The sequence below is a fragment of the Micromonospora sp. NPDC003197 genome (assembly GCF_053590565.1).
The window spans coordinates 243055-259519 of the sequence record NZ_JBSFTE010000003.1; the positions used below are offsets into that span (position 1 = coordinate 243055).

Here is a 16465-nt window from a genome sequence, read left to right on the forward strand (position 1 = left end):
GGTGCACCCTTGGCCGTCCCGGACCGCCCCGGCCGCTATCTCACCACCGGAGTGATCGGTGCCGGTCGGGTGGGAGCGGTGCTCGCCGCCGCGCTGGGCCGTACCGGCCATCCGATCGTCGCCGCATCGGGACTCTCCACCGCTGCCCGGGCCCGGATCGCCCAACTACTACCCGGGACCGCCAACCTGCCCGTCGACGAGGTGGCCCACGCCGCGACCGACCTGCTGGTGATCGCGGTACCGGACGATTCACTCGCCCCGGTGGTGACCGGACTGGTCGAGGTGGGGGCGCTGCGCCCGGGGCAGGTCGTCCTGCACACCTCCGGTGCCCACGGGCTGACCGTGCTGGAACCGGCGGCGCTGGCCGGGGCCCGGCCGCTGGCCGTACACCCGGCGATGACCTTCACCGGCACCGCCGACGACCTGGACCGGCTGCCCGGCATCTCGTACGGCGTGACCGCCCCCGCCGAGCTGCGTCCGCTCGCCGCGCGCCTGGTCGCCGACCTGGGCGGCGTACCCGAATGGGTGGCGGAACGGGACCGGGCGCTCTACCACGCAGCGCTGGCCCACGGCGCGAACCACCTGGTCACCCTGGTCAACGAGGCGGCGGACCGGCTGCGCGACGCGGGCGTGGCGGATCCGGCGAAGGTGCTCGGCCCGCTGCTGCGCGCCGCCCTGGAGAACGCGTTGCGGCTCGGTGACGCGGCGCTGACCGGGCCGGTCTCCCGGGGCGACGCCGGCACGGTGGCGCGCCATTTGGACCGGCTGGCCAGCACCGCGCCGGAGTCGGTGCCCGGCTACCTGGCGCTGGCCCAGCGCACCGCCGACCGGGCGATCGCCGCCGGGCGACTGCGGCCGGCCGACGCCGAGTCGCTGCTGGAAGTACTGGCCAACCGGCACCGAGAAGCGGTGCCATGAGCGACCTGAACGGGGACCGCGGTGGACGACGTGAGGTACGCGACGACGAGCGGACCGGAGGCGGCATGACCGAGGTTGTACGGACCCGGGCCGAACTGGTCGGCCGGCGGGCCGAGCTGACGGGCACGGTCGCGGTGGTGATGACCATGGGGGCCCTGCACACCGGCCACGAGTCGTTGCTGCGGGCGGCCCGGGAACGCGCCGACCATGTGCTGGCGACGATCTTCGTCAACCCACTCCAGTTCGGGCCGAACGAGGACTTCGACCGGTATCCCCGTACCCTCGACGCCGACCTGGAGGTCTGTCGCCGGGCCGGGGTCGACCTGGTCTTCGCGCCGACGCGGAACGAGATGTACCCGTACGGCGAACCGACCGTCCGGGTCGATCCGGGCGTACCCGGCGGCGACCTGGAGGGGGGTAGCCGGCCCGGCTTCTTCGAGGGCGTCCTGACCGTGGTGCTGAAGCTGTTCCATCTGGTGCGGCCGGATCTGGCGTTCTTCGGTGAGAAGGACTACCAGCAGTTGACACTGATCCGCCGCATGGTCCGGGACCTGGATGTGCCGGTGGAGGTCGTCGGGGTGCCCACGGTCCGGGAGTCGGACGGGCTGGCGCTCTCCAGTCGCAACCGTTACCTCTCGTCCGAGCAGCGGCAGGGGGCGTTGCTGCTCTCTGCGGCGTTGCAGGCTGGTGTGGCGGCGGCCGAGGCCGGCGCGGACGGCGAAGGCGTTCTCGCCGCCGGGCACCGGATCTTCGCCGACGCCCCGGCCGACGTCCGGCTGGACTATCTGGCCTTGACCAACCCAGATCTGGAGCCAGGGCCTGAGAAGGGGCCAGCGCGGTTACTGGTGGCGGCCTGGGTGGGGCACACCCGTTTGATCGACAACCTCGCCGTGCAACTTGATCCGACCTCATTGTCCTCGCTGAATGCCTGATCGACGAGAAGGAATGCTGATGTTCCGCACGATGTTGAAGTCGAAGATCCACCGGGCCACGGTGACCCAGGCGGATCTGCACTACGTCGGCTCGGTCACGGTGGACGCGGATCTACTCGACGCCGCCGACCTGATTCCGGGCGAGCAGGTGGCCATCGTGGACATCACCAACGGTGCCCGGCTGGAGACGTACGTCATTCCGGGCGAGCGGGGTAGCGGGGTGATCGGTATCAACGGTGCCGCCGCCCACCTGGTGCACCCCGGTGACCTGGTCATCCTGATCTCCTACGGGCAGATGGACGACGCGACCGCGCGGTCGTACCAGCCGAGGATCGTGCATGTCGACGCCGACAACCGAATCATCGAGCTGGGTGCCGATCCGTCCGAGGCGGTTCCCGGTATGACCGGTGACCCGGTACGTAGCAACCTCGCCCTCCCGAATTGAGGTTAGGAAGGGCCCCTTCCTATCGTTTTCTGTATAGGAAGGGGCCCTTCCTAACCTCTCAAGGCGTACCGGCCGAGCCTCGCGTGGCTGTCGTAGGCTGCAAGTGGTTTGGACCGTGCCCTTGGGGGAGGAACACCATGCGTCGCTGGTTGACCACTGTGGCTCTGGTCGGTACGGCCGGTCTGCTGTTGACGGCCTGTGGGGCCCCTGGCGGGGCAGACGGTGACCTGGTCGACGACTGGGCCGCGCTGCCCGAGCTGACCTCCTTCACCCCGCCGGCCGAGGTCTGCCACGACGACAGCAGCTTCGACGACACACCGAGCGCCGCCGACTTCGCCCCGGTCGACTGCTCCGGCAAGCATCGCCAGGAGACCATCTACGTCGGCAAGTTCACCGGTGACTCCAGTTCTTCGCCCGAGGATGACTCGGCCGAGTTCCAGGCCGCCTACGCCGAGTGCGATGCCAAGGCGACCGAGTACGTCGGGGCCCAGTGGCGGGACGGCCGGCTCTGGCTCACGGTGGCCAAGCCGACGAGCCAGGCGTGGTCCGGCGGGGCCCGCTGGTTCCGGTGCGACCTGATCGAGGTGGCCGAGGTCGACGGTGACAAGGATCCGGAGAGTCGGACCGGCAGCCTGAAGGGGGCCCTGGCCAGCCCGTCCCCGCTCAACCTTGGCTGCTATCAGAGCAAGACCGTCTCCGGACGCATCGATACGATGACCCCGACCGAGTGCACCCAGGCCCACAACACCGAGTACGTCGGGGCCTGGCAGGCCCCGGAGATGTCGTACCCGACGAAGGACAGTGACTGGAGCCGGTTCTACGACGAGTGCCGCAAGGTGGTGGCCGAGTACGTCGACCTGCCATCGGACGACAACCTGCGGTACCGCACCGGAGTGGTGGCGCTGGCCGGGGGCTCGGCGGGATGGCGGATGGGCAACCGGGGCGTGCGCTGCTTCCTGTGGCTCAGCGAGCGTACGCTGACCAAGTCGCTCAAGGACGCCGGCCCTTCCGCACTGCCGATCAAGTAGCGCGCTGGCCCACTTTCTCCGCCCCCGCCCATCCGGGCACCGGGTGGGCGGGGTTCACTGTGGGGATGCACCTGCCGACCCTCGACCTACCCGCGTTGCCCACCCTGCTGGCGGCACCAGCACCCGGGTGGGTGGAGACCACCGACGTGGTCGTGATCGGATCGGGTATCGCCGGACTCACCGCCGCCCTGAACCTGCGCGAGGCGGGTCTGCACGTCACGGTCGTGACCAAGGTCAACATTGACGAGGGTTCGACGCGTTGGGCCCAGGGTGGCATCGCGGCCGTACTGGATCCACTGGACACCCCGGCTGCGCACGCCCTGGATACGGAAATCGCTGGCGTCGGGCTCTGCGACCCGGCAGCGGTACAGGTGCTGGTGGCCGAAGGACCCACCAGACTGCGCGAGTTGATGCGGGTCGGCGCGGAGTTCGACCGCAACCCGGACGGGTCGCTGATGTTGACTCGGGAGGGCGGGCACCGGGCCAACCGGATCGTGCACGCCGGCGGCGACGCGACCGGTGCCGAGGTCCAACGTGCGCTGCATGCTGCGGTCGGGCGGGATCCCTGGATCCGGCTGTTCGAGCACGCTCTCGTCCTGGACCTGCTGCGCGCCCCTGGTGCCGGTCCGGAGCAGCCTGGTCGGGCCTGCGGCATCACCCTGCACGTGCTCGGCGAGGGCAGTGCGGACGGGGTGGGGGCGATTCTGGCCCGGGCGGTCGTACTGGCCACGGGCGGGATGGGGCAGGTCTTCGCGGCGACCACCAACCCGGCGGTCTCCACCGGTGACGGGGTCGCGCTGGCGATGCGCGCCGGGGCCGCCGTGACCGACGTGGAGTTCGTCCAGTTCCACCCGACGGCCCTGGTCCGGCCGACCACCGCGAGCAGTGCATCCGGTGCGCCGGGGGCGGCTCAGCAGCCGCTGGTGTCGGAGGCACTACGGGGTGAGGGCGCGCATCTGGTCGACGGGGAGGGTAAGCGGTTCATGGTCGGCCAGCACGAGTTGGCCGAGTTGGCTCCCCGGGACATCGTGGCGAAGGGCATCCACCGGGTGATGCTGGCCGACAATGTCGATCACGTCTATCTGGATGCCCGACACCTGGGCGGGGAGTTCCTCGACCAGCGGTTCCCCACGATCGTCGCCTCCTGCCGGGCCATCGGGGTCGACCCGGCCACCGATCTGATCCCGGTCGCGCCGGCCGCGCACTACGCCTCCGGTGGGGTCCGTACCGACCTGGCCGGTCGAACCTCGATCCCCGGGCTGTACGCCTGCGGCGAGGTCGCCTGCACCGGCGTACACGGGGCGAACCGGCTGGCCAGTAACTCGCTGCTGGAAGGGCTGGTGTTCGCTCGTCGGATCGCCCAGGACATCGCCCGGCACCTGCCGTCGCAGGTCGACCCGGCACCCGGCGGCGCCTGGCAGGGTGGCTTGGGCTCGGTGGTGGACCCGGCGATCCGCTCCGGGCTGGCCCGCGCCATGACCCGGGGCGCGGGGGTGCTCCGGTCCGCCGACTCGTTGCGTGCCACCGCGGCCGAGCTGGTCGCACTCGGGCAGCGGCGGGGGCGGCCGGGGACCGCGAGCTGGGAGGCGACCAACCTGCTCACCGTGGCTTCGGCGCTGGTGGCCGCCGCGTACGCCCGACAGGAGACCCGGGGCTGCCACTGGCGGGAGGACTTCCAGGCGGCGGACGACGGGTGGCTTGGTCATCTGGTGGGCTCGATTGGAGCGGATGGCATGTTGGGGCAGAACTGGGAGGCGACGCGGTGAAGAAGTCCACGATGGAGGCGCTGCAGGCCGAGGGGCTCGTCCCGGCGGCTGTCGAGACAATCGTGCGCGGGGCACTGACCGAGGACCTCGGTCCGGACCTGGTCGACGTGACCAGCCTTGCGACGATCCCGGCGGACCAGGTCGACACGGCTGAGGTGGTGGCCCGGGCCGACGGGGTGGTGGCCGGGCTGGCCGTGGTAGCGGCGGTGTTCGAGCTGGCCCACGAGCTGACCTCGGCGGCGGCGTTCGAGTCGGCCCAGGAACTGTCGGCGGTGGCTGACCGTACTGTCGAGCTGCCGGCGGCCGACCGTACCGTCGAGGTGGTGGTCAAGGCCCACGACGGCGCGCGGGTGGCGCGCGGCGACGTGCTGGCCACGGTGACCGGCCCGACCCGGTCGTTGCTGACCGCCGAGCGGACGGCGCTCAACCTGCTCAGCCGGATGTCCGGCGTGGCGACCCACACCCGGGCCTGGGCCGACGAGCTGGCTGGGACCAAGGCGATGGTGCTGGACACCCGGAAGACCACTCCCGGGCTACGGATGCTGGAGAAGTATGCGGTACGGGCCGGCGGCGGCACGAACAAGCGAATGGGCCTCTACGACGTCGCGATGATCAAGGACAACCACAAACTCGCGGCTGGTGGCATCGCACCCGCTTACCATCGGGTGCGTCAGATGTTCCCGGAGGTGCCGGTCCAGGTGGAGGTCACCACGACGGCGGAGGCGGTCGAGGCGGTCGAGGCGGGGGCGAACTTCCTGCTCTGCGACAACATGAACCCGGACCAGCTCCGCGAGGTGGTGGCGGCGGTGGGTGACCGGGCCGAGTTGGAGGCCACCGGCGGATTGACCTTGGACCGGGCGGCCGAGTATGCCGCAACCGGCGTGGACTACCTGTCGGTCGGTGCGTTGACCCATTCGTCGCCTATCTTGGACATCGCTTTGGACCTCAGGCCCCGGGACTGACGCATGCTGCTGTGTATCGATATCGGTAACACCAACACGGTCCTGGCGACCTTCGACGGTGACAAGCTCGTCCATTCCTGGCGGATCAAGACCGACGCCCGGTCGACCGCCGACGAGTTGGGCCTCCAGTTCCGGGGCCTGCTCGCTGGCGACGCAGTGGAGATCACCGGGGTGGCAGCCTGTTCGACTGTCCCGGCGGCGCTGCGCTCGCTGCGCAGCATGCTTGCCCGCTACTACGGCGACCTGCCCAACGTGATCGTCGAGCCGGGGGTGAAGACCGGCGTGCAGTTGGCCATCGACAACCCCAAGGAGGTCGGTGCCGACCGGGTGGTGAACACCCTGGCCGCGCACACTCTCTTCGGCGGTCCGTCGATCGTGGTCGACTTCGGTACGACCACCAACTTCGACGTGATCAGCGCCCGGGGTGAGTTCCTCGGCGGTGCGTTCGCGCCCGGTATCGAGATCTCCTTCGACGCGCTCGCCGCCCGAGCCGCCCAGCTGCGCAAGGTGGAGGCGACCAAGCCTCGGTCGGTGATCGGCAAGAACACGGTGGAGTGTCTCCAGGCCGGGCTGTACTTTGGCTTCGCCGGTCAGGTCGACCGGATCGTGGAGCGGATGACCGAGGAACTCGGCGGTGGCGTACGGGCGGTGATCGCCACCGGCGGTCTGGCTTCGCTGGTGGCCGGCGAGTGCCGCACGATCACCCACCACGAGCCGATGATCACCTTGATCGGGTTACGGATGGTCTACGAGCGCAACATCTGACGGGCCGGTGACCGGTGAGCCAGGCAGCGGCCTATGGCGGATAGGGCGGGCGGAACCGGTCGTAAGCGGCCGCCGCGCCGCCGAAGGACATTGCCGCTGCTTGATCGATCATGGGCGCGAGGTTATCCCGATGACCGCCGCCAAGGCATTTGAGTACGCTCGGACCCTGACCCCACCGAATTCTCCTGCCAAGGAAGCGTGCCGTGACCGAGCGAACCGCCGTGCCAGTCGACCCCGCCGATGATCTCCCTGAGCAGATGCGGATCCGCCGGGAGAAGCGGGACCGCCTGCTCGCTGACGGCGTCGAGGCGTACCCGGTGGGCTATCCGCGTACCGCCACCCTGGCCGAGATCCGGGCCCGGTACGCCGATCTGCCGACCGACACCCCCACCGGCGACGTGGTCTCGCTCACCGGTCGCGTGATCTTCCAGCGGAATACCGGCAAGCTCTGCTTCGCGACCCTGCGGGACGGCGACGGCACGGAACTGCAGGCGATGTTTTCGCTGGACAAGGTCGGTGCTGAGCGGCTGGAGGAGTGGAAGCGTCAGGTGGATCTCGGCGATCACGTCGGGGTCACCGGCGAGGTGATCAGCAGCCGACGCGGCGAGTTGTCCGTGCTTGCCAACTCCTGGGCGATTACCGCGAAGGCGCTGCGGCCATTGCCGGTGGCGCACAAGCCACTCAGTGAGGAGGCTCGGGTCCGGCAGCGGTACGTGGATCTGATCGTTCGTCCGCAGGCACGAGAGATGGTGCGGACCCGGGCGACCACCGTACGGAGCCTTCGTGACTCGCTGCACGCCCGGAGTTTCCTGGAAGTTGAAACCCCGATGCTCCAGCTGGTCCATGGCGGGGCCGCCGCCCGACCATTCGTGACGCACAGCAATGCGCTGGATACGGATCTGTATCTTCGAATCGCCCCCGAACTTTTCCTCAAGCGGGCGGTGGTTGGTGGCATCGACCGGGTCTTCGAGATCAACCGCAACTTCCGGAATGAAGGCGTCGACTCTTCGCACTCTCCCGAGTTCGCCATGCTCGAGGTGTACGAGGCATACGGCGACTACGACACCATGGCTACCTTGACCCGGGAACTCGTGCAGGAAGCCGCCCTTGCGGTTGCCGGGTCGCATGTCGTGACACACGCCGACGGTACGGAACTGGACCTGGGCGGTCAGTGGCGGTCGGTGACCCTCTACGGCGTGCTCTCCGAGGCGCTTGGTGAAGAGGTGACGGTACAGACCGATCGAGCCAGTCTCGTGCAGTACGCCGAAAAGGTGGGGCTTGCGGTCGACCCGAAGTGGGGGCCGGGCAAGCTCGCCGAGGAGCTTTTCGAGGAACTGGTCGTACCGGGGTTGCGGGAGCCCACGTTCGTACGGGACTACCCGGAGGAGACCAGCCCGCTCACCCGCGGCCACCGCGAGCACCCCGGGCTCACTGAGAAATGGGATCTGTACGTCCTTGGATTCGAGTTGGGAACGGCCTACTCGGAGCTTGTCGACCCGGTTGTGCAGCGGCAACGGCTGGTGGCCCAGGCCCAGCTCGCGGCACGTGGCGACGATGAGGCGATGCGCCTGGACGAGGACTTTCTTCGGGCGATGGAGTACGGAATGCCGCCGTCCGGCGGCATGGGAATGGGAATCGACCGACTTCTGATGGCCCTGACCGGGCTCGGAATTCGGGAAACGATCCTCTTCCCGTTGGTCCGCGCGGAGTAGTCACCCCGTTCTTGTTGCGTAGTTTCCGGGTCCTATTGACTTGCTGCGCATCTAAAGCGCTATTGTGCTCTTGTTTGCGGGAGAACCTGCTCGAAAGGAACGTGGCACGTGGCCAAGCAGATCATTCACAAGCTGGTCGATGACCTGGACGGCGGAGACGCGGACGAGACTGTCAAGTTCTCGCTCGACGGCGTTCAGTATGAGATCGACCTCTCGGACAAGAACGCCGAGAAATTGCGGGAGCTATTTGCCCCGTACGTGGGGGCCGGCTCGAAGGTGGGCCGCGGTGGCGTGGTCATCGGCGGCCGGGCTGCCCGGGGTCGCGGCGGGGCCACTGCCGACCGGGAGCAGAACAAGGCGATCCGGGCGTGGGCCAAGAAAGAAGGACGGGATATCTCCGATCGCGGGCGGATTCCGCAGGAGATCGTCGACGAGTACCACGCCAAGGCCGGCCGCTGAGTCGATTACGACCGACCGGGGCTACGCCGGATCCGGGGCGCGGGTGAGCCGCACCGGGTCCGGCGTTTGTTTTTTCCGGCCGTTCTGGCGGGCTGAGGGGCCTGAGGAGGCTCCGGGCCGTTCTGGTGGCCTGAGGGGCCTGAGGAGGCTCCAGGCCGGTCTGGCAGGCCGGGAAGGATCCCGCCCGGTCCGGCGTTATCCACAGCGGTGGAGAGTTCATCCACAGCCTGTGGACGAGGGCCGGCAGCGCCGAGGAGTGTTCGTACCGCGGGTCGAATTTCGCTATGCGCGTACAGCTGGGGGTCGAGGAACACCCGCTGAGCGCGGACAGTTGGCTAAAACATCGTCGTACGAGCCTCGATCGGGCGCGCAGGGCGTCGGACGAGTCGGTCCGCGGCGATAGAGTAAGGAAGCGCGGGCGTCCGTCCTGGATGCCTGGGCACTGGCCCCGCCAAGAACACTGGCGCACGGCACGTGAGGAGCACGAGGGCATGTTCGAGCGGTTCACCGACCGAGCGCGACGGGTTGTCGTCCTGGCCCAGGAAGAGGCCCGGATGCTCAACCACAACTACATCGGTACGGAACACATCCTGTTGGGTCTCATCCACGAGGGTGAGGGCGTGGCGGCCAAGGCTCTGGAGAGCCTGGGCATCTCCCTGGAGGGCGTCCGCCAGCAGGTGGAAGAGATCATCGGCCAGGGCCAGCAGGCGCCGAGTGGGCACATCCCGTTCACGCCCCGGGCCAAGAAGGTGCTGGAGCTGTCGCTGCGTGAGGCGCTGCAGCTCGGCCACAACTACATCGGTACGGAGCACATCCTGCTCGGTCTGATCCGGGAGGGCGAGGGCGTCGCTGCCCAGGTGCTGGTGAAGCTCGGCGCCGACCTGAACCGGGTGCGCCAGCAGGTGATCCAGTTGCTCTCGGGCTACCAGGGCAAGGAGCCCGCAGCCGCCGGTGCGGCGGCGGGTGAGGCCGCGCCGTCGACGTCGCTGGTGCTCGACCAGTTCGGTCGTAACCTGACCCAGGCTGCCCGCGAGGGCAAGCTCGACCCGGTGATCGGGCGGGAGAAGGAGATCGAGCGGGTCATGCAGGTGCTGTCCCGCCGTACCAAGAACAACCCCGTGCTGATCGGTGAGCCCGGCGTGGGTAAGACCGCCGTGGTGGAGGGCCTGTCCCAGAAGATCATCAAGGGTGAGGTGCCGGAGACGCTGAAGGACAAGCAGCTCTACACCCTGGACCTGGGTGCTCTGGTGGCTGGTTCGCGCTACCGGGGTGACTTCGAGGAGCGCCTGAAGAAGGTGCTCAAGGAGATCCGTACCCGGGGCGACATCATCCTCTTCATCGACGAGATCCACACCTTGGTCGGGGCGGGTGCCGCGGAGGGTGCGATCGACGCGGCGAGCATCCTCAAGCCGATGCTGGCCCGGGGTGAGCTGCAGACCATCGGTGCGACGACCCTCGACGAATACCGTAAGCACCTGGAGAAGGACGCCGCGCTGGAGCGCCGGTTCCAGCCGATCCAGGTGGGTGAGCCGTCCCTGGCGCACACCATCGAGATCCTGAAGGGGCTGCGGGACCGCTACGAGGCCCACCACCGGGTCTCCATCACCGACGCCGCCCTGGTGGCGGCGGCGACCCTGGCCGACCGGTACATCTCCGACCGGTTCCTGCCGGACAAGGCGATCGACCTGATCGACGAAGCCGGCGCTCGGATGCGGATCCGCCGGATGACCGCTCCGCCAGACCTGCGGGACTTCGACGAGCGGATCGCCCAGGTGCGCCGCGACAAGGAGTCGGCGATCGACGCGCAGGACTTCGAGCGGGCCGCGCAGCTGCGGGACAAGGAGAAGCAGCTGCTGGGTCAGAAGGCGCAGCGGGAGAAGGAGTGGAAGGCCGGAGACCTGGACGTGGTGTCCGAGGTCGACGACGAGCAGATCGCCGAGGTCCTGGCGAACTGGACCGGCATCCCGGTCTACAAGCTGACCGAGGAGGAGACCGCTCGACTGCTCCGCATGGAGGACGAGCTGCACAAGCGGGTCGTCGGCCAGCTGGACGCGGTGAAGGCAGTCTCGAAGGCGATCCGGCGTACCCGCGCTGGCCTGAAGGACCCGAAGCGTCCGTCCGGCTCGTTCATCTTCGCCGGCCCGTCCGGTGTGGGTAAGACCGAGCTGTCCAAGGCCCTGGCCGAGTTCCTGTTCGGGTCCGAGGACGCGCTGATCCAGCTCGACATGTCCGAGTTCCACGACCGCTACACCGTGTCCCGGCTGGTGGGCGCGCCTCCCGGCTACGTCGGCTACGACGAGGGCGGCCAGCTGACCGAGAAGGTGCGGCGTCGGCCGTTCTCGGTGGTCCTGTTCGACGAGATCGAAAAGGCCCACCCGGACGTGTTCAACACCCTGCTGCAGATCCTGGAGGACGGTCGGCTCACCGACGGTCAGGGTCGCATCGTGGACTTCAAGAACACGGTGATCATCCTGACCACCAACCTGGGCACCCGCGATGTGGCCAAGGCCGTGTCGCTGGGCTTCCAGGCCTCGGAGGACCAGGAGTCCAACTACGAGCGGATGAAGCAGAAGGTCAACGACGAGCTGAAGCAGCACTTCCGGCCGGAGTTCCTCAACCGGATCGACGACACGATCGTGTTCCACCAGCTCAACCAGGACGAGATCCTCTCGATCGTGGACATCATGATCCAGCGGATCGAGACCCAGCTCCGCAACAAGGACATGGGCCTGGAGTTGACCGACAACGCCAAGAAGTACCTGGCGAAGAAGGGCTTCGACCCGGTGCTGGGTGCCCGGCCGCTGCGTCGGACGATCCAGCGGGACATCGAGGACAACCTCTCCGAGCGGATCCTCTTCAACGAGCTGACCCCGGGTCAGATCGTGGTCGTCGACTGCGAGGGAGACCCCGAGGACATCGACAAGTCCAAGCTCGTGTTCCGAGGCGCGGACAAGCCGATCAACGTCCCGGACGCGGTGCCCGCCGACCTCGGCGCCACCGCTGGGGCCGACGAATAGTCAGCAGGCCGATGCCTAGCCAGCAGGCTCACGAGTAGTCCACAGGGCGACGAGTAGCCAGCAGGACAGCATCAGCGAAAGGGTCCCCGTGACCAGGGCTCGCGCACACCGCGCGGGTTCCTGGTCACGGGGACCCTTCACGTTGTGAGGCGCGTCGCCGCCCCGGTCGTCTCCCCGGCCAGGGTGAACCGGTCACCGATCCGCTCCACCAGGCCGTCGTCGACCAGGCTGGCCAGTGCCCGGGCGCGCTGCGTCGCATCCGCCCAGACGAGGTCCAGCCGGTTCCGGGCCACCGGGCCGGTTGTCTCACGCAGCACCGCCAGCAGCAGTCCGCGTACCTGCCGGTCGGTGCCGGCGTACCGCTGGGGGCGTCGGGTCGGCCCGACCGGAGCGGTACGCCCCGACGCCCGCCAGGCACAGCGTTCCACCAGCGGACAATCGACACAGCGAGGGGACTGAGCGGTACAGACCAGCGCGCCCAGTTCCATGAACGCCGCACTGGCCTGGGCCGCCTCGGCCGGTTCGACCGGTAACAGCGCGGCGGTGGCGACCAGATCAGCCGGACGGGTCGCCGGCCCGGCGTCCGGTTCACCGGCCACCGCCCGAGCCACCACCCGACGCACGTTGGTGTCCACGACCGGATGGCGTTGCCCGAAGGCGAACGCCGCCACCGCCCGTGCCGTGTAGGTGCCCACCCCCGGCAGGGCCAACAACTCGTCCAGGTCGGTCGGTACCGCACCACCGTGCCGCTCCACTATCGCCACCGCGCATTCCCGCAGCCGCAGTGCTCGCCGGGGGTAGCCGAGCCGGCCCCACATCCGGATCGCCTCGGCCGAGGTGTCGGCGGCCAACGCGACCGGGGTCGGCCAGCGGTCCAGCCAGGCCCGCCAGGCGGGCAGGACCCGTACCACCGGGGTCTGTTGCAGCATGACCTCGCTGACCAGGATCGCCCAGGCACCCACGTCGGGCGCCCGCCACGGCAGGTCGCGGGCATTCTCCTCGTACCACCGGATGGTTACGGCGGCGAACGTCTCCTCAGGCATCGCGTCGCCGATCATGTCATGTCGCCGGGGCGGGTGCCGCGTCCCGTACCGTGGACTGGTCGGGCAGGTCGCCAGACGGGTGACCTCGTCTATCGGGCAGACTGCCGGGATGAACGAGCTCGCGATCACCGTGATCGGCCAGGACCGGCCCGGCATCGTGGCCGATGTCGCGGAGGTGCTCGCCCGGGTGGGCGCGAACCTCACCGATTCGACCATGACCCGGCTACGGGGCCACTTTGCCATGACCCTCGTGTGTACCGGCCCGACCGCCGTCGAGGCCGAGGCCGCGTTGGCCCCACTCGCCGAGGACGGCCGGCTGTTGACCACGGTACGGGCGGTCGGCGGCGACTCGACCAGCACCACTGGCGGCGAGCCGCACCTGATGGCGGTGCACGGGGCCGACCGGTTGGGCATCGTGGCCGCGGTGACCCGGGTGCTGGCCGAGGCTGGGGGCAACGTGACCGACCTGACCACTCGCCTCACCGGACCGCTCTACGTCCTTGTGGCCGAGGTGGATCTGCCCCCGGGAACAGCTGACGACCTGTCCCGGCGGCTCACCGAGGTTGCCAGTGAACTCGGCGTGGTGGTTACCCTGCGTCGCGCGGATTCGGATCTGCTGTGACCGTCGAGTACGCCGGTCTCGGCGACTGGACGCCGGAGGCGCTGGGCGAGCCGGGGCGGGTACGGCCGGTCGTTACCGCCCCGAACCAGGTGCTGGGGCAGGTCGGCACCGAGGTGGATCCGACCGACCGCGAGGTGGTCCAGCTCGCCGCCGACCTGATCGCCACCATGCGTGTCTCGCCCGGCTGTGTGGGGTTGGCCGCGCCGCAGATCGGGGTCAGCGCACAGGTCTTCGCGGTCGATGTGACCGGGCACCCGAAGGCGGTCACCCTGCACGGCACGTTCGTGTTGTGCAACGCGAAGATCGTCGAAGCCACCCGGACCCGACCCGGCCGGGAGGGGTGCATGTCCGTGCCCGACCTGACCGGTGACGTCAAGCGGGCGAGCCGGCTGGTGGTGACCGGCTTCGTGCCCGGCACCGGGGCTCCGGTACGACTGGTGACGGACGGCTTCGAGGCTCGCGCCTTGCAGCACGAGATCGACCACTGTGCCGGTCTGCTGTTCCTCGACCGGGTCGCCGGAGCGCACGCCGTGTACCAGCGCAAGGTCTATCAGTGAGGGCGGAACGCCAGTCGTACCAACGGATTCCACGCCGGTGGCTGGCCGCTCGGCGCGCCTGCGGGGCCAACCTGGTTCGCCCCGATACGGTGTGGGCATTATGCGTCTGACGGTTGGCCCCCTGCCACCCGCTGTCTATTGGCGGCGTCGAGCCGTCGTGCTTGGAGCGGGGATCCTCTTCCTGATTGTCCTGCTTTACTCGTGCGGGGGCCCGGGTGATTCCGAGCCAGCCGCCAAGGGGAGTCCGTCGGCTGGACCGTCGGTCGAGCCGAAGCCGACGGCGGAGCTTACCCCGGAGGCCGGGGTGCCGCCCGACGCTGACGTGCCGCCGACGTCATCCGGCGATCCGACACCGTCGGGTGGGGTGCCCGGCGCAGGGGCGGTCACTTGCACCGATGCCGAGATTTCGGTGGTGCCGGCAGCCTCGAACGCGACCGTGCAGCGGGGCGTGACGATCGTCTTCAAGATCAAAATTAAGAACGTCTCCAGCCGGAGTTGCACGCTGGACGTCGGCGCCGACATCCAGGAGATCTACCTCAAGCTCGGTGCGGAAACCGTCTGGTCCTCCGACACCTGCGGTACGGCCAAGGGCAACAACGTCAAGTCGTTCCCGGCCGCGCACGAGGAGACCTTCGAGGTGCCGTGGAACGGCAAGGCCAGCAACAAGTGCACCAACGGGTTCGCGGACGGGAAGGTCGTCGACGCGGGTGAGTACCAGCTCTTCGGCCGGCTCGGCACCAAGCACAGCGAGCCCATGAAGCTCGTCGTCACCAACTAGTCCTGTCCTCGGCCGGCGTCCCACCGGCCCGAGGGCGTGGCCTGTCTGTCCCGAGGCGCGTTCGTCCACCCTGAGGACGTGTCCACCCGCGCGGGGCCCGGCTTCCTGAGGGCCGGGTGGAACCCGGTCAGACGTACCGCTCCAGGATGGATGCCTCGGCGAGTCGGGACAGGCCCTCCCGTACCCCGCGGGCCCGGGCGTCGCCGACCCCGTCGACCGCCTGCAGATCCTCGACGGTCGCCCCGAGCAGCCGTTGCAGGCTGCCGAAGTGGCTGACGAGCCGGTCCACCACCGTGGCCGGCAGGCGGGGAACCTTGGCGAGCAACCGGTAGCCACGCGGGCTGACCGCCCCGTCGAGCGCATCCGATGCGCCGGTGTAGCCGATCGCCTTGGCCACGGCGACCAGGTCGATCATCTCGACCGCGCTGAGCAGGTCGAGTTCGACCAGTGCCTCGTCGAGGGTACGGGCCTTGCGCCCGGTGGGCAGGTAGTCGCGGATCACCAACGTGCGGTCGGCGTCGACCCCGGCCATCAGCTCGTCGAGTTGCAGGGCGAGCAGTCGGCCGTCGGTGCCGAGCTCGACCACGTAGCCGGCGATCTCATCGGCGATCCGGCGGACCATCTCCAGTCGCTGGATGACCACGACGGCGTCGCGCACCGTGACCAGGTCCTCGATCTCCAGCGCGGAGAGCGTGCCGGAGACCTCGTCCAGCCGTAGCTTGTACCGCTCCAGCGTGGCGAGGGCCTGATTGGCCCGGGACAGGATCGCGGCCGAGTCGTCGAGCACGTGCCGCTGGCCGTTGACGTAGAGACTGATGATCCGCATCGACTGGCTGACCGAGATGACCGGGTAGCCGGTCTGTCGGGCCACCCGCTCCGCGGTGCGGTGCCGCGTGCCGGATTCCTCGGTCGGAATGGTCGGGTCGGGCATCAGGTGCACTGCGGCACGGACGATCCGGGTGCCGTCGCTGGAGAGCACGACCGCGCCGTCCATCTTGCACAGTTCGCGCACCCGGGTGGCGGAGAACTCGACATCGAGGGGGAAACCACCGGTGCAGAGCGTCTCGACGACCTTGTCGTAGCCGAGCACGATCAACGCACCGGTACGACCCCGGAGAATCCGCTCCAAGCCGTCCCGGAGTGCGGTGCCCGGAGCCATCAGCGCGAGGTTGGCCCGCAGCGGGTCACCGGTTACGCCGGATCCACCCATGGTCATGCCGGCGCTGACCGTGCGGGCTGTCGAGTTGACGGCAACGGCCCGGACATGGGAGCTCCCATCCGTGGCTCGGTGAGCATCGCGGTCGACTGGCACCCGGACAGTCTACGGACTGGCATGCGTTCGGTGCTGCCGTGGTTACTGTGATGTGCCACTGTGTCCGTTCCCTTCATCATCGGGGATCGTCGCCATGGTCGCCAATCAGGGTAGAGAACCGACGCATTCGGTCGACCAGTACACATCCG

General features: G+C 68.9%; 15 protein-coding genes. 13 read left to right on the forward strand and 2 right to left on the reverse strand.

All coding sequences use genetic code 11. From position 1 onward, the window contains the following. Nucleotides 1-51 precede the first annotated feature (51 nt). The 10 genes from ACWDV4_RS05145 to ACWDV4_RS05190 all read left to right on the forward strand — a co-directional run bounded on the left by ACWDV4_RS05145 (nucleotide 52) and on the right by ACWDV4_RS05190 (nucleotide 12004). A complete protein-coding gene (locus tag ACWDV4_RS05145) occupies nucleotides 52-918 on the forward strand; it encodes a Rossmann-like and DUF2520 domain-containing protein (protein ID WP_449975153.1) in 867 nt (288 codons plus the stop codon). Between the two features lie 65 nt (nucleotides 919-983). Beyond that, nucleotides 984-1850, forward strand: coding sequence for a pantoate--beta-alanine ligase (gene panC, locus ACWDV4_RS05150; protein ID WP_449975155.1), 867 nt, complete (start codon nucleotides 984-986; stop codon nucleotides 1848-1850). A 19-nt stretch (nucleotides 1851-1869) separates the two neighbouring features. Next, a complete protein-coding gene (gene panD / locus ACWDV4_RS05155) occupies nucleotides 1870-2295 on the forward strand; it encodes an aspartate 1-decarboxylase (protein ID WP_449974980.1) in 426 nt (141 codons plus the stop codon). A 137-nt stretch (nucleotides 2296-2432) separates the two neighbouring features. Continuing rightward, nucleotides 2433-3323: a septum formation family protein gene (locus ACWDV4_RS05160; RefSeq protein WP_449974982.1), complete on the forward strand. Its 891-nt coding sequence runs from the start codon at nucleotides 2433-2435 to the stop codon at nucleotides 3321-3323. Nucleotides 3324-3388: 65 nt separating this feature from the next. After that, nucleotides 3389-5089: an L-aspartate oxidase gene (locus ACWDV4_RS05165; RefSeq protein ID WP_449974984.1), complete on the forward strand. Its 1701-nt coding sequence runs from the start codon at nucleotides 3389-3391 to the stop codon at nucleotides 5087-5089. Between the two features lie 11 nt (nucleotides 5090-5100). Next, nucleotides 5101-6051: a carboxylating nicotinate-nucleotide diphosphorylase gene (nadC, locus tag ACWDV4_RS05170; protein WP_449975157.1), complete on the forward strand. Its 951-nt coding sequence runs from the start codon at nucleotides 5101-5103 to the stop codon at nucleotides 6049-6051. 3 nt (nucleotides 6052-6054) lie between these two features. Beyond that, nucleotides 6055-6816, forward strand: coding sequence for a type III pantothenate kinase (locus ACWDV4_RS05175; protein WP_449974986.1), 762 nt, complete (start codon nucleotides 6055-6057; stop codon nucleotides 6814-6816). Nucleotides 6817-7019: 203 nt separating this feature from the next. Further along, entirely contained in the window at nucleotides 7020-8528 is a 1509-nt protein-coding gene (gene lysS, locus ACWDV4_RS05180) for a lysine--tRNA ligase (RefSeq protein WP_449974988.1), read from the forward strand. A gap of 108 nt (nucleotides 8529-8636) precedes the next feature. Then, entirely contained in the window at nucleotides 8637-8987 is a 351-nt protein-coding gene (locus ACWDV4_RS05185) for a histone-like nucleoid-structuring protein Lsr2 (RefSeq protein WP_449974990.1), read from the forward strand. A 491-nt stretch (nucleotides 8988-9478) separates the two neighbouring features. Next, nucleotides 9479-12004 carry an ATP-dependent Clp protease ATP-binding subunit gene (locus tag ACWDV4_RS05190; protein WP_449974992.1) on the forward strand — a complete coding sequence of 842 codons (2526 nt, stop codon included), beginning with the start codon at nucleotides 9479-9481 and terminating at the stop codon, nucleotides 12002-12004. 137 nt (nucleotides 12005-12141) lie between these two features. On the opposite strand, the gene ACWDV4_RS05195 is transcribed toward ACWDV4_RS05190, so the two are convergent. Beyond that, entirely contained in the window at nucleotides 12142-13047 is a 906-nt protein-coding gene (locus ACWDV4_RS05195; RefSeq protein ID WP_449974993.1) for an A/G-specific adenine glycosylase, read from the reverse strand. 109 nt (nucleotides 13048-13156) lie between these two features. Here ACWDV4_RS05195 and ACWDV4_RS05200 point away from each other — a divergent pair, with 109 nt between their 5' ends. The 3 genes from ACWDV4_RS05200 (at nucleotide 13157) to ACWDV4_RS05210 (ending at nucleotide 15004) form a co-directional block, all read left to right on the forward strand. Then, entirely contained in the window at nucleotides 13157-13669 is a 513-nt protein-coding gene (locus ACWDV4_RS05200) for a glycine cleavage system protein R (RefSeq protein ID WP_449974995.1), read from the forward strand. After that, a complete protein-coding gene (def, locus tag ACWDV4_RS05205) occupies nucleotides 13666-14226 on the forward strand; it encodes a peptide deformylase (protein WP_449974997.1) in 561 nt (186 codons plus the stop codon). The genes ACWDV4_RS05200 and def overlap by 4 nt, the downstream gene beginning before the upstream one ends. A gap of 304 nt (nucleotides 14227-14530) precedes the next feature. Continuing rightward, entirely contained in the window at nucleotides 14531-15004 is a 474-nt protein-coding gene (locus ACWDV4_RS05210; RefSeq protein WP_449974998.1) for a hypothetical protein, read from the forward strand. Between the two features lie 127 nt (nucleotides 15005-15131). On the opposite strand, the gene disA is transcribed toward ACWDV4_RS05210, so the two are convergent. Beyond that, on the reverse strand, nucleotides 15132-16316 hold the full coding sequence (disA, locus tag ACWDV4_RS05215) for a DNA integrity scanning diadenylate cyclase DisA (RefSeq protein ID WP_449975000.1): 1185 nt from the start codon (nucleotides 16314-16316) through the stop codon (nucleotides 15132-15134). Nucleotides 16317-16465: the final 149 nt, after the last annotated feature.

Bases quoted from the DNA above. Each gene is read 5' to 3' on its own strand.
- ACWDV4_RS05160 (WP_449974982.1), top strand. From the start codon at position 2,433: ATGCGTCGCTGGTTGACCACTGTGGCTCTGGTCGGTACGGCCGGTCTG.
- ACWDV4_RS05190 (WP_449974992.1), top strand. From the start codon at position 9,479: ATGTTCGAGCGGTTCACCGACCGAGCGCGACGGGTTGTCGTCCTGGCC.
- nadC (WP_449975157.1), top strand. From the start codon at position 5,101: ATGGAGGCGCTGCAGGCCGAGGGGCTCGTCCCGGCGGCTGTCGAGACA.
- ACWDV4_RS05175 (WP_449974986.1), top strand. From the start codon at position 6,055: ATGCTGCTGTGTATCGATATCGGTAACACCAACACGGTCCTGGCGACC.
- panC (WP_449975155.1), top strand. From the start codon at position 984: ATGACCGAGGTTGTACGGACCCGGGCCGAACTGGTCGGCCGGCGGGCC.
- ACWDV4_RS05195 (WP_449974993.1), bottom strand. From the start codon at position 13,047: ATGCCTGAGGAGACGTTCGCCGCCGTAACCATCCGGTGGTACGAGGAG.
- panD (WP_449974980.1), top strand. From the start codon at position 1,870: ATGTTCCGCACGATGTTGAAGTCGAAGATCCACCGGGCCACGGTGACC.
- ACWDV4_RS05165 (WP_449974984.1), top strand. From the start codon at position 3,389: ATGCACCTGCCGACCCTCGACCTACCCGCGTTGCCCACCCTGCTGGCG.
- ACWDV4_RS05200 (WP_449974995.1), top strand. From the start codon at position 13,157: ATGAACGAGCTCGCGATCACCGTGATCGGCCAGGACCGGCCCGGCATC.